The organism is Actinoallomurus soli, assembly GCF_024055715.1.
In the GTDB taxonomy this organism is placed as follows: domain Bacteria; phylum Actinomycetota; class Actinomycetes; order Streptosporangiales; family Streptosporangiaceae; genus Actinoallomurus; species Actinoallomurus soli.
Genome location: NZ_JAMXMV010000005.1, coordinates 366,916 through 390,711, shown reverse-complemented (window position 1 = coordinate 390,711; position 23,796 = coordinate 366,916). Strand labels below are relative to the sequence as shown.

Annotated in this window: 25 protein-coding genes; 16 read left to right on the top strand and 9 right to left on the bottom strand. The window is 70.0% G+C overall.

The window, feature by feature from the left end; all coding sequences use genetic code 11:
• Positions 1-57: 57 nt before the first annotated feature.
• The 3 genes from sigJ to NDW01_RS16035 all read left to right on the top strand — a co-directional run bounded on the left by sigJ (position 58) and on the right by NDW01_RS16035 (position 2,936).
• The gene (gene sigJ, locus NDW01_RS16045) at positions 58-1,017 is read left to right on the top strand and encodes an RNA polymerase sigma factor SigJ (RefSeq protein ID WP_252821294.1); all 960 of its coding nucleotides are present in this window, start codon (positions 58-60) and stop codon (positions 1,015-1,017) included.
• Positions 1,018-1,371: 354 nt separating this feature from the next.
• Positions 1,372-1,962 carry a PP2C family protein-serine/threonine phosphatase gene (locus tag NDW01_RS16040; protein ID WP_252821292.1) on the top strand — a complete coding sequence of 197 codons (591 nt, stop codon included), beginning with the start codon at positions 1,372-1,374 and terminating at the stop codon, positions 1,960-1,962.
• 56 nt (positions 1,963-2,018) lie between these two features.
• Positions 2,019-2,936: an NADP-dependent oxidoreductase gene (locus NDW01_RS16035; RefSeq protein ID WP_252821290.1), complete on the top strand. Its 918-nt coding sequence runs from the start codon at positions 2,019-2,021 to the stop codon at positions 2,934-2,936.
• 407 nt (positions 2,937-3,343) lie between these two features.
• On the opposite strand, the gene NDW01_RS43825 is transcribed toward NDW01_RS16035, so the two are convergent.
• Together NDW01_RS43825 and NDW01_RS16025 are read right to left on the bottom strand one after the other, a co-directional pair.
• Positions 3,344-4,645: a sensor histidine kinase gene (locus NDW01_RS43825; protein ID WP_252821288.1), complete on the bottom strand. Its 1,302-nt coding sequence runs from the start codon at positions 4,643-4,645 to the stop codon at positions 3,344-3,346.
• The gene (locus tag NDW01_RS16025) at positions 4,642-5,310 is read right to left on the bottom strand and encodes a response regulator transcription factor (RefSeq protein WP_252821286.1); all 669 of its coding nucleotides are present in this window, start codon (positions 5,308-5,310) and stop codon (positions 4,642-4,644) included. Before NDW01_RS16025 ends, NDW01_RS43825 begins: the two co-directional genes overlap by 4 nt.
• 92 nt (positions 5,311-5,402) lie before the next feature.
• Here NDW01_RS16025 and NDW01_RS16020 point away from each other — a divergent pair, with 92 nt between their 5' ends.
• From NDW01_RS16020 to NDW01_RS16005, 5 genes are all read left to right on the top strand, one after another.
• Entirely contained in the window at positions 5,403-6,698 is a 1,296-nt protein-coding gene (locus NDW01_RS16020; RefSeq protein WP_252821284.1) for a COG4705 family protein, read from the top strand.
• Positions 6,699-6,773: 75 nt separating this feature from the next.
• Positions 6,774-6,941 carry a helix-turn-helix domain-containing protein gene (locus NDW01_RS16015; protein ID WP_252821282.1) on the top strand — a complete coding sequence of 56 codons (168 nt, stop codon included), beginning with the start codon at positions 6,774-6,776 and terminating at the stop codon, positions 6,939-6,941.
• Between the two features lie 220 nt (positions 6,942-7,161).
• The gene (locus NDW01_RS16010) at positions 7,162-7,971 is read left to right on the top strand and encodes a hypothetical protein (protein ID WP_252784911.1); all 810 of its coding nucleotides are present in this window, start codon (positions 7,162-7,164) and stop codon (positions 7,969-7,971) included.
• A 359-nt stretch (positions 7,972-8,330) separates the two neighbouring features.
• On the top strand, positions 8,331-8,396 hold the full coding sequence (locus NDW01_RS44340; RefSeq protein ID WP_406567726.1) for a hypothetical protein: 66 nt from the start codon (positions 8,331-8,333) through the stop codon (positions 8,394-8,396).
• The gene (locus tag NDW01_RS16005; RefSeq protein WP_252821278.1) at positions 8,397-8,540 is read left to right on the top strand and encodes a hypothetical protein; all 144 of its coding nucleotides are present in this window, start codon (positions 8,397-8,399) and stop codon (positions 8,538-8,540) included.
• 93 nt (positions 8,541-8,633) lie between these two features.
• Here NDW01_RS16005 and NDW01_RS16000 read toward each other — a convergent pair whose 3' ends face one another.
• The gene (locus tag NDW01_RS16000) at positions 8,634-9,869 is read right to left on the bottom strand and encodes an undecaprenyl-diphosphate phosphatase (protein WP_252821276.1); all 1,236 of its coding nucleotides are present in this window, start codon (positions 9,867-9,869) and stop codon (positions 8,634-8,636) included.
• A 282-nt stretch (positions 9,870-10,151) separates the two neighbouring features.
• Here NDW01_RS16000 and NDW01_RS15995 point away from each other — a divergent pair, with 282 nt between their 5' ends.
• The gene (locus tag NDW01_RS15995) at positions 10,152-10,400 is read left to right on the top strand and encodes a hypothetical protein (protein ID WP_252821274.1); all 249 of its coding nucleotides are present in this window, start codon (positions 10,152-10,154) and stop codon (positions 10,398-10,400) included.
• 7 nt (positions 10,401-10,407) lie between these two features.
• Here the strand turns inward: NDW01_RS15995 and NDW01_RS15990 are convergent, their stop codons facing one another.
• The 3 genes from NDW01_RS15990 to NDW01_RS15980 form a co-directional block, all read right to left on the bottom strand.
• Entirely contained in the window at positions 10,408-11,409 is a 1,002-nt protein-coding gene (locus NDW01_RS15990; protein WP_252821272.1) for a lysylphosphatidylglycerol synthase transmembrane domain-containing protein, read from the bottom strand.
• 141 nt (positions 11,410-11,550) lie between these two features.
• On the bottom strand, positions 11,551-12,225 hold the full coding sequence (locus NDW01_RS15985) for a glycosyltransferase family 87 protein (RefSeq protein WP_252821270.1): 675 nt from the start codon (positions 12,223-12,225) through the stop codon (positions 11,551-11,553).
• Positions 12,177-12,446 carry a glycosyltransferase gene (locus tag NDW01_RS15980; RefSeq protein ID WP_252821268.1) on the bottom strand — a complete coding sequence of 90 codons (270 nt, stop codon included), beginning with the start codon at positions 12,444-12,446 and terminating at the stop codon, positions 12,177-12,179. The genes NDW01_RS15985 and NDW01_RS15980 overlap by 49 nt, the downstream gene beginning before the upstream one ends.
• Before the next feature lie 111 nt (positions 12,447-12,557).
• Here NDW01_RS15980 and NDW01_RS15975 point away from each other — a divergent pair, with 111 nt between their 5' ends.
• A complete protein-coding gene (locus NDW01_RS15975) occupies positions 12,558-12,701 on the top strand; it encodes a hypothetical protein (protein ID WP_252821266.1) in 144 nt (47 codons plus the stop codon).
• Here NDW01_RS15975 and NDW01_RS15970 read toward each other — a convergent pair.
• Positions 12,694-13,089: a glycosyltransferase family 2 protein gene (locus NDW01_RS15970; RefSeq protein ID WP_252821264.1), complete on the bottom strand. Its 396-nt coding sequence runs from the start codon at positions 13,087-13,089 to the stop codon at positions 12,694-12,696. The two genes, NDW01_RS15975 and NDW01_RS15970, sit on opposite strands and share 8 nt — an antisense overlap.
• A 131-nt stretch (positions 13,090-13,220) precedes the next feature.
• Between NDW01_RS15970 and NDW01_RS15965 the strand changes: the two genes are divergently transcribed.
• Complete coding sequence (locus NDW01_RS15965) at positions 13,221-13,841, top strand: DedA family protein (RefSeq protein ID WP_252821262.1); 621 nt, start codon at positions 13,221-13,223, stop codon at positions 13,839-13,841.
• Between the two features lie 427 nt (positions 13,842-14,268).
• On the opposite strand, the gene NDW01_RS15960 is transcribed toward NDW01_RS15965, so the two are convergent.
• Positions 14,269-14,445 (bottom strand): hypothetical protein, encoded by a 177-nt coding sequence (locus NDW01_RS15960; protein ID WP_252821260.1) that lies wholly within the window; start codon positions 14,443-14,445, stop codon positions 14,269-14,271.
• A 172-nt stretch (positions 14,446-14,617) separates the two neighbouring features.
• On the opposite strand from NDW01_RS15960, the gene NDW01_RS15955 reads away from it, so the two are divergent.
• Positions 14,618-15,370 (top strand): class I SAM-dependent methyltransferase, encoded by a 753-nt coding sequence (locus NDW01_RS15955; RefSeq protein ID WP_252821258.1) that lies wholly within the window; start codon positions 14,618-14,620, stop codon positions 15,368-15,370.
• A 77-nt stretch (positions 15,371-15,447) separates the two neighbouring features.
• Here the strand turns inward: NDW01_RS15955 and NDW01_RS15950 are convergent, their stop codons facing one another.
• Positions 15,448-16,515: a polyprenyl synthetase family protein gene (locus NDW01_RS15950; protein ID WP_252821256.1), complete on the bottom strand. Its 1,068-nt coding sequence runs from the start codon at positions 16,513-16,515 to the stop codon at positions 15,448-15,450.
• Between the two features lie 578 nt (positions 16,516-17,093).
• On the opposite strand from NDW01_RS15950, the gene NDW01_RS15945 reads away from it, so the two are divergent.
• The 4 genes from NDW01_RS15945 (at position 17,094) to NDW01_RS15930 (ending at position 23,787) form a co-directional block, all read left to right on the top strand.
• Positions 17,094-18,458, top strand: coding sequence for a cytochrome P450 (locus NDW01_RS15945; RefSeq protein WP_252821254.1), 1,365 nt, complete (start codon positions 17,094-17,096; stop codon positions 18,456-18,458).
• Positions 18,459-18,555: 97 nt separating this feature from the next.
• Positions 18,556-19,455, top strand: a complete 900-nt coding sequence (locus tag NDW01_RS15940; RefSeq protein ID WP_252821252.1) for a terpene synthase family protein — start codon at positions 18,556-18,558, stop codon at positions 19,453-19,455.
• Positions 19,452-21,065, top strand: coding sequence for a prenyltransferase/squalene oxidase repeat-containing protein (locus tag NDW01_RS43820; RefSeq protein ID WP_252821250.1), 1,614 nt, complete (start codon positions 19,452-19,454; stop codon positions 21,063-21,065). Before NDW01_RS15940 ends, NDW01_RS43820 begins: the two co-directional genes overlap by 4 nt.
• A gap of 229 nt (positions 21,066-21,294) precedes the next feature.
• Entirely contained in the window at positions 21,295-23,787 is a 2,493-nt protein-coding gene (locus NDW01_RS15930) for a nitrate- and nitrite sensing domain-containing protein (protein ID WP_252821248.1), read from the top strand.
• Positions 23,788-23,796 lie beyond the last annotated feature (9 nt).

Here is a 23,796-nt window from a genome sequence, read left to right as displayed (position 1 = left end):
GGAGGTGCCACCGGCCGCGTCGGCCGGCGTTTGACGGTGGAGGAGGTTGCGATCCGTATGGGTGACGGGGACGGGCCCGAACGGTCCGAGCAGGACCCGCTCGGAGCCGATTGGGAGATGCACCGGCCGGCGGTCTTCGGTGTGGCCTACCGGCTGCTGGGGAGTGTGGCCGATGCCGAGGATGTGACCCAGGACGTGTGGCTGCGGGCGGCCGGAGCCGATCTGCAGGGCATCGGTGATCTGCGGGCCTGGCTGGTGACGGTGGCCGCGCGACGGTCGTACGACATTCTCAAGAGTGCCCGTTTCCGCCGGGAGACCTATGTCGGACCGTGGCTGCCGGAGCCGCTGCTGACAGGGCCGGACGCGTCGAAGCCGGTACTCGTCGACGAGTCCGTCAGTTCGGCGATGCTGCTGATCTTGGAAGAGCTGAGCCCGCCGGAGCGGGTGGCCTTCGTCCTCTACGACGTCTTCGGTCTTGAGTTCGGCCGGATCGCCGAAATTTTGGATGTCTCTGTACCAGGTGCCCGGCAGCTCGCCTCGCGGGCACGACGGCGGGTGGCCGAAGCGAAGCAGTCCACGCCGCAGGCGTCGAAGGCGGAGCGTAAACGCGTCCTCATGGCCTTCCGCGCCGCCTACGAAGCCGGGGACCTGGCCGGCCTGGTCAGCCTCCTGCACCCGGACGCCGTCTACGTCACCGACGGCGGCGGCAAGGCCTTCGCGGCACGCAAGCCCATTCACGGCGGTGAGCGCGTCGCCGAGCTAATGGTGCGTGTGGGGCGCCAGTGGCGTCCGGACCGCATCGACTTCGTCGAGGTCGGCGGTGAGCCGGCTCTCGTGTTCCACCGGGAAGGCCGGGTCTACTCCGTCGACACCGTTCAGATCACAGACGGTCTGATCACCGCGTATCGCAGGGTCATCAACCCAGACAAACTGTGCGCGTCTGAGCTGTCACGTTTGGAGGGACTACCTCGTCTTCCTGGTGAGAACCCAGAACGGGGTGACGCATCGCCTCGATGACGAGCCGCGATGAGTCCTGCGTGTGCAGGGGTTGCACGCTCGAATCATCCCCTCCCCAGTAAGGACCCGTAGGCGAGCCATCACCGTTCGAGACCGTGACGCCGGAGAGAGCTGATATGCAGTGGTTTGCTCCCACCGCCCTGCCGGGGGCGCGAATACCGAGACAAGCACTGATCATGATCCCCGTGTTCCTGGTCCTGGCCGTCCCGGCGATCGACCACGTGACGCCGCCCCACGTTCATCTCGCTCCGACGCTGTTCGTGGCGGCCGCCATGACCGCGACCTTCGCATCGACGCTGGTCACCGCGTTGATCGGCGTGGGGGCGGCTCGCCTCGATCAGCGATACCGCGATCATGCTGGAGGCCTTCCGTGCCTCCGCACGGCTCCGGACGTCGCTCCAGAAGATGGTCGCCGACCTGGAGGAGAGTATCCGCTGGGGAATGGCGGAGTTCTCCGGCGCCGGCGTGGACGCCGGTGAGCGGTTCGTCACGGCGGTGGTGGTGGACATACCGGACGACGAACCCTTCGTACGCCTGGTCAGCCGTGGGCATCCGCCGCCCTTGCTGCTCCACGACGGCAAGGCGTCGCCGTTGCAGGTGTCCCAGCCCGCGCCGCCGTTCGGGCTCGGGGACCTCGACTCCTACGCCGTGGAAACCTTTCCCTTCGGAATGGGCGACCTGCTGTTGCTCTACACCGACGGCCTCACCGAGGCCCGGAACGTGGAGGGGACCTTCTATCCCCTGGCCCGGCGGGCCGCGGCCTGGTCCGACTGCGCTCCGCAGGCTCTCGTACAGAAGATCGCGGCGGATCTGGGTGAGTACGTACCCGGCGCGTTGTGCGACGACATGGCCATGATCGCGGTTCGGCGCGAGGAACCGCTGGCGGCCGGGGCGGCATCACTCGCCTTCGGAGCCGTGTCCGAGGGGCGCCGGCCCTCGGGCTGATCACTCCGGTGAACAACTCAGACCGAATAGACGAATGACCGAGGAGACGATTCCCCATGAAAGCGATCGTGGTGACGGACCAGGCCGCGGGAACGGCCGGGATGACGCTGGCGGAGCGGCCCGAGCCGCCGGCAGCGATAAACGACGTCGTCGTGCAGGTTCATGCGTCGGGATTCGTCCCGACTGAGATGGAGTGGCCCTCGACCTGGATCGATCGCGCCGGCCGCGACCGAACACCGTCGATCCCCGGGCACGAGGTGGCCGGAGTGGTCACCGCTCTCGGCTATGGCACGACGGGGCTGTCGGTGGGCCAGCGGGTGTTCGGCATCACGGACTGGCATCGCGACGGCACCCTGGCGGAGTACGTGGCCGTCGAGGCGCGCAACCTCGCGCCGCTGCCGGGCGACGTCGACTTCACGGTGGGTGCGAGCCTGCCGATCTCGGGCTTGACCGCGTGGCAAGGATTGTTCGAGCACGGCCGTCTTCAGGCGGGGCAGACCGTCCTCGTGCACGGCGCGGCCGGCGCGGTCGGCACGATGGTGACTCAGCTCGCACGTGAGGCCGGCGCCTACGTCATCGGCACCGGACGCACGGCCGACCGTCAGAAGACGCTCGACTTCGGCGCGCAGGAGTTCGTCGACCTTGAGAACGACGCGCTGGAGGACGCCGGCAGCGTCGATCTGGTGTTCGACGTCATCGGCGGCGACATCCAGAGGCGTTCCGCAGGCCTGGTTCGAGCCGGAGGAACGCTCGTGTCCGTCGTCGGGCCGACCGATGTGCGGCCCACCGACGGCTTGGCGGTCGACTTCGTTGTCGAGTCCGATCGGGCCCAACTGGGTGAGATCGTGCAGCGGGTGCGGGACGGACGACTGCGGACGAACATCGGCGACATCGTGACCCTCGACAACGCCGTTGCGGCCCTCAACTCGACCGAGCGCCGCAAGGGAAAGACGATCACCCACGTTCGTCCATGAGGAGAGCGTGTCCGAGAAGGTCGGGCCATCAGTGGACGTGGTCAGGGGCCGGCCCTACTCAACGCGCTACCGCGTCCTGTTCCACAGTGCTGCTGTGCCATTTGGTCCGCGTTCGCCATTCGCTTCATGGCATATCGGCCCGACGGCGTACCGGGTGCTGCCAGGCGGTACCGCGGCATACGAGCACCCACGGAGCTGCGTGAGTCGGGTGAGCTGACCGAGCGGTTCATGCAGAACTCTTTCGTCCCCAACAGGGGGATCGTTCCCGGAACCACCCATTCCGACAACGGGACCTCGATGACGTCCGAACCGGTGACCGCCCTGCTGGCTGATCCGGAGATGCCTTCCCACGGTTCCTCCCGGTCTCCCTGAGGATCAGCGGGAAGCCCTGACCGGGATCGGGGTGATCAGCCGCGGGGCAGGGAGATGACGAACCGTCCGGCCGCGTCGATGGCGATGTCTCCGTCAGCGGTCCGGGCCAGGCGTCGAGCGAGCGCGAGCCCGAGGCCGACGCCGTCGTGACCGTCGTCGGGGTTGGCGCGCCGGCCCGGTTCGAACACTGCGTTACGGAGTTCCACCGGTACGCCGGGACCGTCATCGGTGACGATGATCTCCACGTCGGCCGTGCACTCTACGGTGATCTGGGTACGCGCGTAGCGGCGTGCGTTGTTCAGCAGTGGCATGAGGATCCGCTCGACCAGGTTCGCGGGTACCCCAGCCGTCACGTTCTTACCGGTTACCACGATCGACGGCCCCTCCGTGTTGCGCTCGGCCAGATCACGGGCCAGGTGGAGGAGCGAGCATCGGTCACGGATGCGATCGGTGGGGAAGGTGAGAAGGGACTCACAGATCTGCTGCATGGTGGCCGCGCTCGCCGCGATCGCTTGATGTGAGGTGTCTCGTTCGGCGGCGGTGCGGTTTCGCGCGATCAGCCAGTCGATCTCCGCAGTGATCCGAGCCAGCGGGGTCCGTAGTTCGTGGGAGAGTTCAGCGGTGAGTTGTTGTTCGTGGCGGAGGACGGCGGAGAGCCGATCGAGTAGCTGATCAAGGTTTCTCGCCAGCCCGGCGAGTTCGGCAGGACGGTCTTCCCCGCCGAACCGGTGATGGGTTCCGTGCTCTCCCCATTGCGTGGCCTGCTCGCTCATCTGTGTTACCGACCGGAGGGCACCGCGAACGACCGCGCGAGTCAGCAGGTAGACGCCGAAGAGCAACAGCAGGCCGAGGATGGCGGAACCGGCCAGCACCAGACGGGCCAGGTCGCTGTAGGGGTCAAGATCAACCGCGCTGACCACCGTGCCCACCCGCCGGCCTCCGGACATCACCGGCAGCGAGTAGACCCTCCAGGCGTACGGCGTCTTGATATCCATGAAGGTCTTGCGCTGCCCGGCCATGCGGTCCGCACTCGCCTGCAGCCCTTTGGGTGCTCTGGGGCGCTCGATGGCCGTGTGGCCCTGGTAGATCCAGACTCCGACGTCCAAAGCACGGTCGTCGGAGGGTTCCAGCACTCGGATATGGCCGTCCGGCCAGGTCTGCAGGGTCGCTGCCACGGCCGTCGCGCGAGTCCGCAGCAGGTCATCAGACTGTCTACGCAGCTGTGCGTGAAGCGCCATGTTGAAGATGACGGTGAGCAGCGTGACCCAGATCGCCGTCGTGGTCAGCGCGAGCAGAGCGAGGCGGCCGCGTAGAGTCGCCGGCGTGAGGGCCCTCACGTGAATCGGTAGCCGACGCCGCGTACGGTGCTGATGCCCCGCTCGCACCCGGCGTCACGGAGCTTACGGCGCAGGCGCGTCAAGTACTGGTCGAGGGTGTTGTCATTGACCTGGGCGCCTTCGGGCCAGGCCGAGAGCACCAGGGCATGGCGCCGGACGACCGCCCCAGGGGCCGCCATCAAGGAGGCCAGCAGCCGGAACTCGGTGGGTGTAAGGGGTATCTGTGTGCCGTCCGCGGTCTTCAGCACGTGTGCGACCGGATCCAGCCGCAGCCCGTCGACCTCGGTGACCGCCTCGCGACCGGCTCTGCGCAGCACCGCGCGGACCCTGGCAGCGAGTTCGGCCAGGTGGAAGGGCTTGGCGAGATAGTCGTCGCCGCCCGCGGAGAAGCCCGAAAGCCGGGACGTGAGGCCATCACGAGCGGTCAAGAAGATGACCGGCATGTCCAACCCGGCAGCGCGCATGGCCTGACAGACGTCCCGGCCATCGGAGTCGGGCAACCCGATGTCCAGCACGACTGCGTCGATCTGGTCATCTATCGTCCGCAGCGCGCCTGCTCCGTCCGCGGCTGTCAACACCTCGAAATGCTCCTCGCGCAGGCCCCGGGCGAGAACGTCACGAAGTCCGTGGTCGTCCTCGACGACCAGGACGCGGTGGATGGTCACATCGTCAGGTTACGGACCTTCCCGTAACCTGAGCCCACCTGCCTGCCGAAGTGCTCAGGTTCTGTTCAGGCAAGCCATGCCAGCCTTCCCCGATGACAACAACCCAGCAGATCCGGATGGGCGAACCGACCGGCCGGCAGATGCTCAACAAGGTGCCTGAGGTCACAGTCTGGTTCTGGATCATCAAGATCCTCTGCACGACCGTCGGCGAGAGTTTCGCCGACTACATCAACGAAACCCTCGGCTTCGGCCTGACCAACACCATGCTGTTGTTCACCGCGGTATTCGCGGTCGTGCTAACGGTCCAGTTCCGTACGAAGCGGTACAGCCCGTTCCCGTACTGGCTGACCGTGGTGGTGGTCAGCGTCACCGGCACGCTGTACACCGACATGCTCACCGATAAGCAGCATGTCCCGCTGTGGCTGAGCTCGACGGTCTTCTCGGTCCTGCTGGCCATCGTCTTCGGAGTCTGGTGGCTGCGCGAGCGGACCCTGTCGATCCACAGCATCACCACCTTCCCGCGTGAGGCGTTCTACTGGCTGACCGTCCTGGTGACGTTCGCGCTGGGCACCGCCACCGGCGACTGGACGCTGGAGCTGACCAACTGGACGCCCGCGCAGTCGGTGTTCCTGCCGCTGGGCCTCATCGTGTTGATCACCGGCCTGTGGAAGTTCGGCGCCAACCCGGTGCTTTCGTTCTGGCTGGCCTACATCCTCACCCGCCCGCTCGGAGCCAACATCGGTGACTGGCTCGCCTCCCCGAAGGTCGCGGCCAACCCCGGCGACCCGGTCGGACTCGGCCTGGGCACCTTCATCACGAGCCTGATCTTCCTCAGCGCCATCCTGGCGACGGTCATCTACCTGTCGATCAGCCGTAGCGACGTCGCCGAGAGGTACGAGGCGACGCACGCGCCGTCGGTCACCACCAACGTGCGCCGGGAGCGCATCGCGCTGGGAGCCTTCGGCGTGATCGCCGCCGGCACCGCCGCGCTGATGGTCTGGGCCCACAACCAGCCCCACGTCACCTGCGACCCGACCGGTCAGAGCGAGACGATGCCGGCCTGCCCGAAGCCGGCCCTGACCAGCGACCAGACGACCGCCGCAGTGGCGAAGTACGAGAACCTCGCCCAGACGGCGATCGCCCAGGACCGGGCCGCGAAGGCCGCGGCCTCCCACGCCACCGTGCAGAAGATGCGCGATGACTGGGACGCCGACGCCACCTCGCTGCAGGCGGTCAACAAGAAGACCTGGACCCTGCTCGACAATCAGATGGACGCGGTCCTCAAGACGTACGCCATCGACCACGGCCACATCAAGCCGGCCCCAGCCGCCAAGCAGGAGAAGCAACTCAAGGTCCTGCTGGCCGACTTCAAGAGCGACCGCTTCTGAATGGGCGCGTGAAGTAGGCGGATCACCCTTCTGTCCCGCGGGGTGGCCGGTACGGGCGGCCGACGGTAGAAGCCCATGAAGACCCCGGCGCGCCCGAAGTGCGGATCGGTGGTCTCATGGTGGACACCCGGCGCCCGCCGGTGCTTCGTCGCCGGGCGGGAGTTTGCGCTCCGGGCCAGGGAGTTCGACCTGCTCAGCCGGCTGGCCGCCGATGCCGGGAAGGCGGTCAGCCGCCGGATCTGATGGCCGGCGTGTGGGACGAGCGCTGGTTCGGCTCGGCCAAGACGCTGGGCGTCGCGTGGCGACGCACCGGTCGAAACTCGCAGCAAGTTCTCACGCCGCCATGCCGCTGATCGTCACACTCCGCGGACGAGTAATCGTGGCTGTTGTGTGCCGTTTTGGGGGGCGTTGCTACTATCCGAGTAGTAGATCGCTCCGTCTCCTACGGTGAGGACGCCTGCTGATGTCGAGTGCTCGTCTGGGTGTCGCGGTCGGTGTCATCCTTCTCCTCGTCATCGGTTCGGCGGCCGGCTGGTACGTGTACCGCATCGTCAAGCCCGGGCCGGGTTGCACGGTCACCGCCGTGTCGGGCACGGGTTCGGGTGACTACACGCTCACGACCACGCAGGCCGACAATGCCGCGACGATCGCGGGCGTCGGCCTGCGGATGGGTGTCCCCGACCATGCCGTGTCCGTCGCGATCGCCACGGCGCTGCAAGAGTCACAGCTCGTGAACCTGTCCAGCGGGGACCGGGACTCCGCCGGGCTTTTCCAGCAGCGCCCGAGCGAAGGCTGGGGGACCTACAGCCAGGTCGTCGACCCGGTGCACGCGAGTACGGCGTTCTACGAACATCTGCGGCAGCAGCCCGGCTGGATGACGATCAGCATCACCCAGGCCGCCCAGCGCGTCCAGCATTCGGCGACGCCGGAGGCGTACGCCAAATGGGAGCCGGAGGCGCGGGCCGTCGCGAGCGCCCTCACCGGCGAGCGGGCCGCCGCACTGAGTTGTCACAATCTCGCGATCACCACGGCAACGGCCACGCTGAGGTCGACCGCGCTCGCCGAACTCGGTACCCCGAGCATCAGCGGCAGCGACGGCCCCGCCCGCGGCTGGGCGTTCAGCAGCTGGCTCGTCGCCCACGCGGTGCGGCTCGGCGTCAAGCAGGTGACGTTCGGCGGCGAAACCTGGACGGCCAGCTCCGGAAAGTGGTCTCCCGCCTCCGCCGCGAAGGACATCCTGAGTCTCCGCACGGTGGCGGATCCCCGATCGTAAATCTATTCAGTTCCCCCGTGTCGTTTCCGACGCAGAGCCGCTCCGGCCGAAGACCGGCACCGCGTCACACAGTGCCCGATCGCCCAGGCACGGGGGACGGCCGGCCCGCGGGCATGTACCGCCGTTGCCGCCACTGATCGTGGTCACGATCGTCAGCGTGGTCGTGCTGATCAGCGGAGTTCGGCGACCGCGACAGCCCCACACTGCTCGCCCCGGCGCTGGTGCTGCTGCCGGCCGGGTCAGGCTCGACCCATCCGCACACCGGCAAGCTGGACTGGCTCGCGCCCCCCGTCATCCGCATCATCGAGTAGGCCGATCTCGCCGCCCTGGGGCTCGCCCACGGCGTTCCCGAACCGCTGGTGTACGCCCTGCTGGGCGTCCTGGCCTACCACCACTACGACACGGTCTACCGCACCCGGCAGTGAATGTGGCCCGCCGCCTGGGTCTTCCGCGCCGGCCTCGGCTGGGACGGCCGGACGCTCCTGGCCGGTATCGGCGCGCTCACCCACACCGCCACGCTCGCGTACGGCGTTCTCACCAGCTATCTCGGCCTCATCTTCACCGCTTGAAGCATCCACGCCTGGTGGCGCGCCGGCCGGCATGCGAACGTGCGCGTGGACCTTGACGATGGCGACGAAGACTGATCGGCCGGATGTCGTGCTTCAGATGTTGAGGTAGACGAGACTGCCGATGCCGAACAGGGTGCAGTAGATGGCGAACGGGGTCAGGGTGCGGGTTTCGAAGTACTTGGTGAGGAACCGCACCGAAACGTAGGCGCCGACGAAGGACAGCAGGCTTCCGACGAGGATCTGGCCGTGGATGCCGTTGCCCATCGGCCCGAACAGTTCGGGGAGTTTCAGCACGCCGGCGCCGAGGATCGCGGGTGTGGCCAGCAGGAAGGCGAAGCGGGCGGCGTCCTCATGGGACAGTCCCTTGGCCAGGCCGGCGATCATGGTGACGCCGGAGCGGCTGATGCCGGGTGCGAGCGCGAGGATCTGCGCTGCACCGATGAGGATCCCGGACAGGAATCCGAGTCCCGCGATCCGCTCGTCGGACGCCTGGTTGGCGTCGGCGTCGGCGTGGTCGACGGAGGCGGCAACCGCCGGCTCGTACGGCGTGGCGGAGCGGTACCTGCCCTGCGGGTCGGGCTGCCCGCCCTGACGGGGCTGTGCGTGGGGCTGCTGGGCGTACGGGGCGCCCTGGCGTTCATACCCGGACTGAGGCTGCCAATCGGGGGCGAGCCGATGCTGCCCCGAGTAGGGCTGCTGCGCCGGGTAGGAGCCGCCTCCGGCGTACGGAGGGTGTCCCGCAGGCTGGTGGGGCTGCTGCGGGTTGGGCTGTCGTAGGTGCTGCTGCCCCATGTTCAGCCCGTACAGCTGCAGGTCGGGCACGGTCTCGGTGACGCTGACGTTGCCGTGCTGCCGCACGTGCTCGGTCGAGCCGCCTTTCTTTCTCAGTCGCTCCCCGGCGAAGATGACGAGGCCGTTGAGGGCGAGGAAGACGGCGACGGGGGTGGGCTTGCCGAGCATGGTGCGGAAGAGGTGGTCGAGGGCGACTCCGGCCACGCCGACGGGGATGGTGGCGGCGATCAGCAGCCAGGCGAGGCGTTCGCTGGGGCTTTGAATCCGCCGGTTCCGGATCGAGCTGAACAGCCCGCCGATGATGCGTACCCAGTCTCGCCAGAAGAACAGGACCAAGGCCAGGGCGGTGGCGACATGCAATCCGACGACGAACGCCAGGTACGGCGACTTGTCGGCGGTGACGCTGAGGTCACTTGCCCATCGGCCGCCGATCAGGGCGGGAATCAGGATGCTGTGGCCCAGACTGGAGACCGGGAACAGTTCGGCGACGCCTTGCAGCGCCCCGATCACGATCGCCTCGGGATATGAAAGGGACATCGACTTCCTCGCGCAAGAGATGCAGCCGCGACCGTCGGCCGCCGGCCAGTTGATCGACATGGATCGCTGATCGGTTGCGGCATACCTATGACCTCGGGTTCACCAAGGGCACAGGTTTATCTTCTACACGCGGATAGAAGATTGTCGGAATTGTGAACACTCGGTGAACGATCCCGCGAGCCGATGCGGTCAACGGGCCGCACCAAGGAGGAGCCAAGGCGGGTGCGGGTGAGCCCGGCCATGTCGCGATACCACGTAGCTCACCGCCAGGCGCAGGATGAGATGGACGTCATCGTGGGCCTGGAGGTTGGTGCCGGCGACTACCCGGCCAGGCCCTTCGCGCCGGCGCAGGACGCCCGCGTACGCGTGCAGCTGGAGCGCGGCGCACCGGCCGCCCCGACGCGTTCGGAGTTCGGGATCGGTGGCCTCGTGGTCGGCACCGGGGCCCTCCGGCGCTTCGTCGCCGGGCGGGACGTCTCGCTCCGAGCCAGGAATTTCACCTGCTCAGTCGACCGAGCGGCCCGTACATGACCTGATATCAGATGATCCGGCGGCGCAGCAACACGGCGAACATGCCGGCGGCGGGAAGCAGCGGCAGCCACACGGTGATCATCCGATAGCCGAGCACTGCTCCAACGGCCAACGTGGAGGGTGCGCCTGTGGCGGCCAGCCCCGCGACGAGCGCCACGTCCAGCCCGCCGATCCCACCGGGCGAGGGGATGAGAGCCGCCACGGACGATACCCCGAGGTAGAGCACCATGACGCTGCTGAGCGCGATGGGCACTCGGAGTCCCTGGAGTATTGAGAACAGCACGAGCGTGTGGAAGAACGGCAGGGTCAGCGAGCCGAGCCATAGCGCCGCGGCACGACCCGGGTGCCGGAGGACCGCCTTCAGCTCCGCCATCTCACGCACCATCTGCCGGGCGGCCGACATCGACCCCACGGCGAGCCGGCCGAGCCACCGTCTCGGCCGGTTCAGCGTCAGCGCGAACGCGGCCGCCGACGCTACCGCGCCGATCACCAGCGCCGCGCCCGGCCCGGGATGGGGCAGGAGCCCGGTGGGCCGTGACGCGCGGGCGCCCAGCCGACCCACCGTGGACGGGGCGATCAGGACGACGCCCGCCAGCAGGGCGAGGTGCGTGATACCGGTCGCCAGGGCGTTCAACCCGACGGCGCCCACGGCCGAGCCGCGGCTGACGCCGTGCCGTTGCATGAACCTCACGTTGACCGCGATACCGCCCGACCCGGCGGGCAGCAGATGGTTCACGAACGACGCGGCGACCTGCACCGCGAACACCCGCGCCACCGGAAGGCGTACCGGCATCGACCCGAGCAGCGACACCGTGCACGCCGCCCACAGCGCCACGGTGCCGAGCACGGCGAGCAGCAGCCACTCCCCGTCGGCACCGGCCAGACTGTCCCCGCCGGCGTCCACGGCCGCGCGGTGCATGACTCCCAGCACGATGACGGCACCGGCGACACCGGCACCCAGCAGCACCTTGGGAAGGGACGAGCCCGATCGCCCGGAGTGTTCGGTCACACCAGCCCCACTCCCCTACCGCCGTCCCGCTCCGGAAGAGCCACCGACTACTACAGAGATAGTAACCGTCGAATCGGTGCTCAGCCTGATCTGGTCGCGTCACGTGGAGATCCAGTGATCGGGCCGCCCTGTTGCGGGGAATCAGCAAGCGCGCCTGGTCGTCGTGGGTCCCCGGGGCCGCGGCGGGTTCCACGACCGGATGCTCGGCTCGACCAGCCTGCAGCCGGCAGTCATGCCACCTTCCCCGTCGTGGTAGTGCGCGACGGCCTTCAACCGCGATGCGAGCACGAAGTACCTTCCCGAGGGACCGAGATCGCTCGGCCGGGCGGCGGTGATCACGGCGACGGCCGGCTCGCGGCCGCCGCGGCTCTGCCGGGCCGCGAGCCACAGGCCGACGGCTCCGACCACCACTACGGTGCCCAGCCAGTACGGCCGGGCGGCGTTCTCGCCGCCGAAGAAGCGTACGAGCATGCCGTACAGCGACTGGTTCCCCACCCAGTCGGCCGGGCCAACCCGGCTCGGCGACATGAACAGCCCGTCGCCCCAGTACTGCCGGGACTCATGCGGGAGGGCCACGAAACCCACGACGATCGTCGACAGGAACGCGGCGATCGCGACTGCGGCCGCGCGAAACCCGCGGGTAAAGAGCAGGTAGGCGATGAAGATGCCGGGCGTCAGCTTGATGCCCGTGGCGATGCCGATCCCGACGCCCTCCCAGCGGCGACCGTCGCCCTGCCGGAGGTCGGTCAGGACCAGCGCCATCAGGATCAGATTGATCTGGCCGAACCACAGCGTCTTCTGCACCGCTCGGTCCACATCGCCGCCTCCTCGGGCCCGGAGCCGTACAGGCGCAGCCGCCAGGACGGGTGGCGCGCTGCGACTTCGGCCCACGCTTCCAGCAGCAAGTCCTGGCCCTTCTCGAAGGCCAGGCGTCCGTGCCGGACGACGACCGGTTCAGTGCGCGGCGAGACCGTACGCGGGGTGACGTGCAGGGGTTCGGCAGCGCGCCGGCGTTGGACATGTCGTCGAAGGCCCACGCGTCCGCGTCGGCGTCGGTGAGCGCGAGCAGGAGGTCGGCGCCGGCGAAGTGGCGCTTCACCCGCTTGTACCGCGAGGACCGGCGGGTCGCCTCGTAGGACTCATGGCTCATGCCGATCACCGGCATGCCCGCGGTGTCGGCGCGCGCCACCCACTCCATGGCCCAGACCTGCGCCGCGATGACGACGCCGCCCGGGCTCGCGGTGCGGAACAGCGCGCTGAGGCGTGCGGCGCCGCGCCGGACCCTCAGCTGATGACGCACTCTCCGCAGGCGCGCTCCGACCGGCCCACGGGCCGGCGGCAGGGCGCGTTCGTGCAGCACGGTGACGGTGTACGGCAGGTCGCGGCCGTAGTCGTGGGGGTGTTCGGCGTGCGTGATGCCGACGAGGGCACGCGGTGACCACGGGTGGCGAACATCCGGCCGATGTCGTGCGCCCAGCGCTGCAGGCCGCCGAGCTCTTCGACGTTGTTGCAGACGATGAAGACGTCGCGGGTCTCAGCCACGGTCACCTCCGGCGTCGCGTCCGTGCTCGCGTCGTCAACGATGACGACCTCGACCCCCGGCAGCGACTGATCCAGCACCGAGCGGACCGCGCGGGCGAGCCGACCCGCGTCGTTGTAGACGATCACGACGACGGTCACATCGGGTCCCAGAGGCAAGCGGTCCCACCACCTTCGTCCATGAGCGTAACTACTATCGCGATAGTACTATTCAGGTAGTCATTGCAACGTAAGACGCCGGTCCGGACGGATCGGCAGGTGAAACGAGGGCAATGCAGCACTTCATCGCCAACTTCGGATACGTCGCCGTCTTCTTGTTGATGGCCGCCGAGTCCGCCTGCATCCCCGTGCCGTCCGAGCTGATCATGCTGTTCGCCGGTGCGCTGGCGGCCGGTGCCGTCCCGGGAAGCAGCCCGGATCTCACCCTGATGATCCTGAGCGGCACCGCAGGGAACGTCGCCGGCAGTTACGTCGCCTGGGCCGTCGGGCGGTACGGCGGCCAGGCCGCGCTCCGCCGCTGGGGCCGGTACGTCTGGCTGAAGGAGGAGGACATCGACAGGGCCACCCGCTGGTTCGACCGGTACGGCGGCAAGGCGGTCTTCTTCGGACGGCTGTTGCCCGTCGTGCGGACCTTCATCTCCCTGCCGGCCGGGTTCGCCCGCATGTCACCGGGCCGGTTCGGCGTCTACACGCTGGCCGGCTGCATCCCGTGGACCGCGGCGCTCGGAATCGCCGGCTACGCCGTCGGACGCAACTGGCAGCGCGTCGCCGACGCCTTCCACGGCCCCAGTTACGCCATCGCCGCCATCGTCGCCGTGGCCGCGGTCGTCGCCGTCATCATCTTCGTCCGCCGGCGACGCCGTACGGGCCAGGCCACCGGCCGCTCGATCTGAGACGGCGCGTCAGCGGCAGGCCACGCCGAGGAACTCCGGGCCCGTCCAATCCGCCCATCGCACGGCGGGGCAGTTCGGTCGGCTCGGCCATCCAGGCGATGGCGGCAGCCGGCACGTGGGCCAGGAGGTCGGCCAAGATGTCGGGATGGTCGTCGGGGTCAGATGGCGGGCCGGTCGCCCTCGACGCGGCACAGGTACCCGTCGGCTGAGCGCCGACGGACGGGCCCCGGTCAACATTTACGCCGTCCGACGCCGACAGGCGGTCGGCGTCATCACCGGTCATCGGGCGACGCCGGCCCCCTCACAGGCCAGGACCGGGTGGGTCGAACCCGACCGCGCCCATTCCCGTGGCAGGACACGGGCCGGCGGCAACCCCGAGACGAAGGGGCACGATGACGGCGGCGGCGCCGGCTTCTGAGCGCCGGGGTCATCGGACCGGCGAGTCGCCGATGACCTCCCGCAGGATCGCGCGTGCCTCGTCGGGGTAGGTCTCGATCAGCCGCCGCAACTCCGCCAGATCCCCGCAGCGGCTCGCGCGCCCGACGGTCGGCAACGCCAGCACCTTGCGGAACTCCTGCAGCGCACGGGCGAGGTCGTCGTTCATGTGCGCTGAGCCCGGAAGGCGAGATGACGGCTGCGCGGGCAGCACGGAGTTTGCACACTATGTAGTCAAGCCATCACTTTTCGCATTGGCAAGCCATCTACCGCTCTGCTCACTATATGAGACGAATCTTCTTGTCATATGAGATGAGCGCTAAGGTGATCGATGAGAAGGGGTGATCACCTTGATCAGAGAATGGGACGCCACGGCCTATGACGCCCTCCCGCTGCCGCACCTGCGCTGGGGCCGGCGCACTCTCGAGCGACTGCCGCTCTCCGGCGACGAGACGGTACTGGAGGCCGGTTGCGGCACCGGCCGCGACACCGCGGCACTGCTCGACCTGCTGCCGCGGGGACGCGTCATCGCGGTCGACGGGTCCACACGGATGCTGGAGCGGCTCCGCACCAAGCTCGGGGACCGCCTCGACCAGGTCGACGTGCTCCAGGCCGACCTGACCGAGCCGTTGCCGATCACGGACGCCGACGCGGCGTTCAGCGTCGCGACCTTCCACTGGATCCACGACCACGACGCGCTGTTCACGAACATCGCGCGGGTGCTCCGGCCGGGAGCGCCGTTCGTCGCCGACTGCGGCGGACGAGGCAACGTCGCACGGGTGCGCGCCGCCCTGGCGAAGGTCACCGGGGAGGAGCCCGCGCCGTGGTACTTCGCCGGGGCGGAGGAGACGCGGCGACGCCTGGAGGCGGCCGGCTTCACCGAGGTCGAGGTCGCCCTGGTGCCCGACCCGGCCCGGCTCAAGGAGGGTGAGCAGTTCGAGAGCTACCTGGCCACTGTGGTCCTCGGTGCGCAACTCGACCGGCTCCCGGCCGCCGAGCACCGGGACTTCGTACGCGCCGTCGCGGCGGAACTGCCCGAGCCGGTGGTCGACTACGTGCGCCTGGAGTTCTCCGCGCGTCGCGCCGGGGCCTGACCCTGACGGGCGGCGGTCCTCGGTCAGTCGGCACAGGCCGCCGCCTTTACAATGTAGATCACTTTCGGGTGACCCGGTCAGCGGGCCCGCTCGACGAGGAAGCGGAGGAGCACGGCGAGATCCTCGGCGGCCGGGCCGCTCGCGCCTTCGGCGTGAAGGGCGTCCAGCGCCCGGCCCAGACAGGAGCCGGCCAGCTCTCGCGCGCGCCGCCGCCCGCCGGCGGCCTCGATCAGGGCCCGCGCCCGTTCGAGATCCTCCTCGCCGGTGAGCGGTGCCGCGAGCGCCTCGCCCAGTCTCCGGGCGGCCGGCGTACCGGCCTGCAGCGCGGCCAGGACGGGCAGGGTCTTCTTGCCGCGCCGCAGGTCGCTCGACGCCGGCTTGCCGGTGACGGCGGGATCGCCCCAGATGCCGAGCAGGTCGTCGGTCACCTGGAACGCCAGGCCGGCCTGCCGGCCCATCAGCGCCATCCTGTCCGCCCGCTCCGGCGATCCCCCGCCGAGCAGGCACCCGACGGCCGCGGCGCAGCCGAGCAACGAACCCGTCTTGGCCTCCGCCATGGCGACGTACTCCTCGACGGTGACCGCGTCCGGCCCGGTCCACGGCCGCCCCTCGAACGCGATGTCCTCGGCCTGGCCGTGCACGAGTTCGATGAGCGTGGCCGACAGCCGTTCCATGGCGGCCGCCGAGCCGGGCCCCGGCGCCCGGGCGAGCGTCGCCACGGCCAGGGCGAGGAGCGCGTCACCGGCCAGGATCGCCGGCCCGACCCCGTGGGCACGCCATACCGACGCGCGGTGCCGGCGGCGCTCGTCGCCGTCCATGATGTCGTCGTGCACGAGGGAGAACGCGTGCACCAGCTCGACGGCGACCGCGCCGGTCAGCGCGGACTCGGCCGGCGCGCCGGCCGCCCTGGCGCACAGCAGGACGAGGGCGGGGCGGAGCCCCTTGCCATCGGCGGCCGTGCGCCGGTCGACCGGCCGTCCGTCGCGGTCGGCCCAGCCGAAGGAATACGCCGCCATCCGGGCGGGCCAGGGATGCAGCGTCTCGACCGCCGCCCGCAGCGCGGGCCCGGCCGGCGAAGCCCAGCGGGAGAGCACCTCGGCGGCACGGTCTTCGGCCTCCGCGGGCGAGGACGGATCAAGGGTCATGGGGTCTCCGCTCCGCGACCAGGGACGAAGATCGACGAAGGTACGCGTTCCCACCCGAGCAGGGACCCCAAACCCGACATTCGGGGAGAAAAGAATCACACAACGCATCGTGACGACCGCAGCCGGTGGGAATCCGCCGTAACGCCGCGCCCCACCGCCGGCCACTCCCCTTCCGCACTCCACGGGTCGCTTACGGGGCGACGCGTCACCCACCGTGAGCGCCGCTGGTCACGGGCGCCGCCACCCCGGCCCTCCCGGCCGGGCGTCCCGCCGACCCCGACCACAGCGCACGCGACCGGCCCGTCCCGCCGTCTCGGAGCCATGGATACAGAGCGTATACGGCCATAAGCGGACAAACGTAGCGTGCGTCACATATCTCCCTTCCGTCGACTACTTATGCAATACTCCCGATAGTCAGTCGCGACACCCCGCCCTATATCCGCCCATCTCGCACGCACAGCGCAACTGTCCTCGACAAGGATTCTTGCCACATCCGTCAAGACCAGCACCATCGGCCCGGTGGCGCACCGGGCACGGATCCCTCGCACCAATCCGAACCGGGAACAGGTGAGCAATCGATGTCCGCCGTCCTCGACACCGATCCGCCGCGAACGGCCCCCAGCGTCCGGCTCTATCGTTCCATCCCCGCCCTGGTCCGCGACCCGATGGCGGAGATCGAGCGGCTCGGCCGCTTCTCGGGCGAGCTCGTCCGCGTCGATTTCGGGATCTTCAAGGCCTATCTGGCGACCCATCCGGACCACGTGCAGCAGATTCTGCGCGAGAATGCGGATAATTACCGCCGGGAAGGCGTCGCGTGGCGGCCTCTCCACCGTCTTTTCGGCGACAGTGTTCTCGGCGAGGGCCCTGATTGGGAGCTCAGCCGAAAGGCCCTTCAGCCCGTCCTCACGACCCGGCACATCCATTCGGTGACCGGCAGAATGGCCGAGACGATCAACGAGGCGATCGAACCGCTGGCCGACCCGGCGCGGGACGGGCGGCCCATCGACGCGACGCGGGAGATGGCCAGGATCGTCAACCGCACCGTCCTGCGGGTCTTCTTCGGCGACAAGATCTCTCCCGCCGCCAACGCCCGGCTCGCCCCGGCCTTCGACAAGGTCGCCAAGGCGGTGGCGTTCCGGTTCCTCCTGCCGTTCCTGCCCGAGTCGATCCCGGTTCCGGGCGACCGGGCCTTCAAGGACGCCGTCCAGCGGATCGACGACGTGCTCCTGCCCCTCATCCGCCGGCAACGGCGCGTGAAGGACGACTCGCCCGACTTCTTCTCCGCGCTCTGCCACGCGCGGAAGGCCGACGGCGGCGAGGTCTCCGAACGCTGGATCCGCGACAACCTCGTCGCGATGTTCGCCACGGCCACGGAGACGACGGTCGGCGCGCTCACCTGGCTGTGGCCACTCCTCGACGGCCATCCGCGGGTGGCGGCCCGGCTGTACGAGGAGATCGACCGGGTCGTGGGCCGCGACCCCGTCCGGGCCGAGCACCTGCCGGGCCTCACCTACACCCGGCAGGTGATCCAGGAGATCCTGCGCCTGTATCCGATCGGCTGGCTGTTCCCCCGGAGAGCGGTCACTCCCACCGGTCTCGGCGCGGTGCGGATCGAAGCCGGGGAGACCGTGCTGCTCAGCCCGTTCCTGACGCACCGGCTGGAACGGTTCTGGGACCGGCCGCGGGCCTTCGACCCGGACCGGTTCGCGGCCGGCCGGACCCCGGGCGGCCGGCGGCGGCACCGCTACGCGTACTTCCCGTTCGGGGGCGGTCCCCACCAGTGCATCGGGATGCACGTCTTCAACACCGAGTCCGAACTGATCGTCGCCGGGCTGCTGCGCCGGTTCCGGCCTGCCTCCTGCAGCGCGGTCCCCGCCCGCCCCCGGATCGGGCCGACGCTCCGGCCGCGCCGCGACGTCGAACTGACGCTCCGGCCGATCTGACGGGCGCGCCCGGGCGCGCGGCCGCCCCCATGATCCTCACTCGCACCCGTCCGTACGCATGTCCCCCGTACGGATGTCCCACGACAGAAGGGCAGGCATGGCGATTCCCCTGGCGAGCCGCGACGAGCGTGAGGCGGCGGCGGAGCACGGACGGATCTGTGCACTCGCCACCGAGTGCCTGCGCGACCTGCAGGAGTGCGCGGCCGCGTATCCGGACCTGTTCCCGCCCGACCCGTTCGGACCGACCGTGTTCAGCGGTGTCGCCCTCGCGAACGCCTTCGGATCGCCCTGGGCCGACGCCGGCCGGATCAGGATCGCCGCGCGTACGGCCCTGTGGGCGTTCGCCGCCGACTGGCTCGTCGATCACGTCGCGACGTCCCCGGAGGAGATCGACGCCTTCGCGGAAGGATGCACGGCCGTCGCGGAGGGCGCCGCCGGGAACGTGCCCCTGGAACGTCTGCTCGCGAGCGTCCGCGCGGAACTGACGGCCAGTGCGGTGTGGCCGGCCCTCGCCCCCGCCTGGCGCGACGCCCTGCGCAGGTACGTGGAGGCGAGCGCGCGCGAGTGGAGGTGGAAGGCGGCGGCCGCCCGGGGCGAGCGGTCCGCGCTCCCGACCGTGGAGGAGTACCTCGCCAACGCCGACAACTTCGGTTCGCACCTCGTCAACGTCTCCCACTGGATCGCGGGCGAGACCGTGGACACGTTGGAGCGGCTGCGGCCGCTCGCGGCCGCCGGTGAGGAGGTGCAGCGCGCGCTGCGCCTGGTGAACGACCTGGCGACCTACGAGCGGGATCTCGCCTGGGGCGACCTGAACAGCCTGATGCTCGGCGCGGGGCGCGAGGAGATCACCCGGCGGGTCGACGAGCTCGCCGACCGCTGCGAGCGGCTCATCGCGCCGCTCGAGGACGGCCTGCCCCGTGAGGCGGCGTACCTGCGGCGGCAGCTCGGATACAGCATCGGCTTCTACGGGACGAGTGACTACTGGGGCGACCGGTGAGGCCCGCCGAGCCCGTCGGGGACTCGGTCTCCCCTCTCGGTGGCATCGAGGCCGAGGCCGGTGCGCTGGTCGCCGGGCTCCTCGGCGAGCCGTGGGGGCAGGTCTCCGCGTCGGCGTACGAGACCGGACGGCTGGTGACGCTGGCGCCCTGGCTGACCGGGCACACGGAGCGGGTCCGGCACCTCCTGGCCGCCCAGCGCCCGGACGGCGGGTGGGGCGCCCCCGACCCCGGGTACGCCCTGGTCCCGACGCTCAGCGCGACCGAGGCGCTCCTCCGCGAGGCCCGCAGAGGCGCCGCCACCGGCGGCGCGGCGCTCGCGGGACTGCGCCCGCTGTTCGAGTGGACGCACGGGCCCGGGGCGCTGACGAGGGCCGGTCTGCCCGACCTGCCGGCGATCGAGCTCATCGTCCCCGGTCTCGTCGACGCGATCAACGACCACCTGGACGCCGGAGCGGTCCCGTGGCCGGGCACCGGGCGGCTGCGCCTCCCCGAGGGCCTGGCCGGCGCCGCGCTGGCCTCCGTACGGGCCCTCTTCGCCTCCGGTGCGGCACCGCCGCTGAAGCTGCTGCACGTTCTCGAGGCCGGTGGTGCCGCCGCCTGGCGCCACCCCGCGGTACGGCCGGAGGCGACGGGGACGGTCGGGGCCTCCCCCGCCGCCACGGCCGCCTGGCTCGGCGGCCCGCGGCCGGACTCCGCGGGCGCTCCGGCCCTGCGCTTCCTGGAGACGGCCGCGACGCGGCAGGGCGGGCCGGTGCCCTGCGGGCTGCCGATCACCGTCTTCGAACGCGCCTGGGTGCTCGGCGGGCTGAGGCGCGCGGGCGTTCCGGTCGACGTGCCGCCGGCCCTGGTGGCGGATCTGGATGCGGCGGTCGGTCCTACGGGAACGGCCGCGGCGGCGGGCCTGCCGGTCGACGCCGATACGACGGCGGGGGCGCTGTACGCGCTCGCGCTCGCCGGCGCGCCGCGGCGGCCCGATCCGCTCTGGACGTTCGAACTGGACACCCACTTCTGCACCTGGCCCGGCGAGGACGGCGAGTCGGCCACCACGAACGCGCACGTGCTCGAGGCGTTCGGAGGGTACCGCCGGAGCGCGCGGCGGGACGACGGGTCCGCGGCGCGGTACGACGCCACGATCGCCAAGGTTTCGGCCTGGCTGCGCGACCGTCAGCGCGACGACGGGCACTGGGACGACCGCTGGCACGTGTCGCCGTACTACGCCACCTTCTGTTGCGCGCTGGCCCTGCACGACTTCGGCGGACCGGAGTCGGCGGACGCCGTCGACCGGGCCGTCCGCTGGGTCGTCGGGACGCAGCGGGCGGACGGCTCCTGGGGCCGCTGGACCGGCACCGCCGAGGAGACGGCGTACGCGGTTCAGATCCTCCTGCTGACACGCGGTTCGCGAGTGGACGCCGGGTCGGACTCGGCGCGCCTCCGGGCGGTCGCCCGGGGATGTGAGCGCCTGCGCAGGTCTCCGGCCGGCCCGGACGATCCGCCGCTCTGGCACGACAAGGACCTCTATCTGCCGCTCGGCATTGTGCGCTCCGCCACATTGGCGGCTCTCCACCTGCATGAACGGCTACCGCTGTCATCCGGCCGAGAGGGCGAGTGAGCCCCAAAATCCTCCCAAACCGGGCTATTCGCACCGCTTTCGCCACTTGTCGCCTTGAATAGGTATGGCGACCGTTGCTAGAGTCCAACATCGCCAGGGAGTGCGGCGGCATGCGCGTTGCGCGACGACAGTGCGCGGCGGACTGCAGATTACCCCAATAAATCGATTCACGTCACGAAATCCCAGATGAACAGAATACTGATTCCTTCGTCAGCGCAGGGCGGGCACAATGCGTTTCCGTAACTCGCGTCTTCGAACGAAGATCACCGCTCTGCTGCTGTCACTGGTCGCCCTCTGGGCGTTCGCGGCCTGGGTGACCTTGCGTGAAGGGGTGAACCTTCTCTGGGTCTCCGTGATCAACACCGGGGTCGCGGAACCTCTCGACGCACTGCAGCCCGAACTCCAGATGGAACGCCGCCTGTCGCTGATCCGGATCTCCGATCCCCGCCCGCAGCAGCGCACGGCGCTTCAGGAACAGCGGGCCCGCACCGACCAGGCCATCGCCAAATTCGAGCGGCTGGCCCGCGGCGGCAACGTGAAGTTCGCCCAGAGCCCGGAACTCAAGCGGGCGATCGACGCGGGCATCGCGCGGTTCAACGGGCTCGCCACCAGCCGTGCGGCGATCGACTCCGGCCTGATCGACCGGTCCGCCGCCGCCACGGCCTACGACGGCGCCGTCGAGGCGATCTTCGACATCAACGACTCGCTCGCGACCCTCGACGACAAGGACTTCGCCAAGGACGTCCGGACCCTCGTCGAGCTCAACCGGGCACGAGAGGTGCTCTCACAAGAGGACGCGGCATTGTCCGGAATGCTCGCGACCAAGCGCTTCACGACCGCGGATTACGTACAACTCGTCCAGCTCATCGGGGCCCGGCGTCACGCCTTCGCCGAAGTCCTCACGAAACTGGGATCCGCCGATCGTACTTCTTATGACCTGGCGGCCAATGGCAGCGACGTCCGCGCTTTCGAGACGACCGAGCAGACCCTCCTGACGAAGGCCAAGGCCGGCAGGCGGCTCCCGATCACCGCGACCCAATGGCGGGCCACCGCCGATCCCGCGTTGGCACAATTGTCAAAGGCGGTGTTCGGCGGCGGCAGCCGACTGGTCAAGCGGGCACAGCCCATCGCGATCGGCGTCGTCGCCCGGCTCGCCCTGGCCGGCGGCCTCGGCCTCGCGGCCGTCATCGCCTCCATCGTCGTCTCCATCACCACCACGCGGGCACTGCTCCGGCAGTTGGAGAAGCTGCGCAACGCGGCGCGCGAACTGGCCGACACGCGGCTGCCGAGCGTCGTCGAACGCCTCGGCCACGGCGAGAACGTCGACGTCGCGGCCGAGGCGCCGCCACTGTCCTTCGGCACCGACGAGATCGGCCAGGTCGGCCGCGCGTTCAACTCCGTGCAGGAGACCGCGATCCGCACCGCCGTCGAGCAGGCCGAGTTGCGGCGCGGCTTCCGCGACATCCTGCTCAGCCTCGCGCGGCGTTCCCAGGCGCTCGTCCACCGGCAGCTCACCCTTCTCGACGAGATGGAACGCCGCAGGGACGACCCCAAGGACCTGGAGGAGCTGTTCCGCGTCGACCACCTCGCCACCCGGATGCGGCGCAACGCCGAGAACCTCATCGTCCTGTCCGGCGCGACCCCCGCCCGCGGCTGGCGGTACCCGGTCCCGATGATCGACGTCGTACGGTCCGCGGTGGCGGAGGTCGAGGACTACACGCGGGTGACCGTCGCCTCCACCATCGGCGACGTCTCACTGGCCGGCCGGTCCGTCGGCGACATCGTCCACCTGCTCGCCGAGCTGATCGAGAACGCGCTGTCCTACTCCCCGCCGTACACGCAGGTGGAGGTCAGCGGCCGCAGGGTCGCCAAGGGCTACGTGGTCGAGGTCGAGGACCACGGTCTCGGCATGACCGACGAGCTGCTGGCCTCCCTGAACGACCGGATCAGCGACCCGCCCGAGTTCAACCTGTCGAGCTCGGTCCACCTCGGCCTGTACGTCGTCGGCCGGCTGGCCGAACGCTATGACGTGCGCGTCTCGCTCAAACACTCGTCCTACGGCGGGACCACCGCGGTGGTACTGATCCCCCGCGAGCTGATCAGTGAGACCGCACCCGATGACACGGCCCCCAAGAGGGGTGCCCGCGCCGTGGCCGAGAGCCGGCCCGCGGCGATCGGCGCCGCGCCCGCGGCCACCACCACGGCCGTGGCGACCGCCACCCCGCCCGACCCGTTCCCTGACGAATCCCACGGTTCCCATGACGAACACAGCACCGGGCCCGGAGACGAGCCGCAGGAGAAGACCCCGGAAGGGTTCCCCCGGAGACGGCGGAAGAGCCCCATCCGCCGTCCGGGCGGAACCCCGGCCGGACGGACGGTGGCGCCCGTGACGGCGTTCCCCTCGCCACCACGGGACATCCCCGACACGACGCCGGCCGACGAACCCGGCGAGGCCGCCCCCTCGGCCGAGGGCTCGCTCACGCCCTCCGGCCTGCCGATCCGCGTCCCCCAGGCGAGCATCGCCGCTCCCCTGCGGACGGACGGACCGCCCGCCGCGGCCGAGGACGAGGACAGGAACGCCGCCGGCGGCCGGTCACCCGAGAACGTCCGCAGGTCCCTCAGCGGTCTCCAGGCCGGCACCCGGCGCGGCCGGGCCGACGCGGCCAAGTCGCATCCGGAGTCCCGCACCGAGACCGCTGAGACCGCAGACGACGAAGCGTAGAAGGACTAC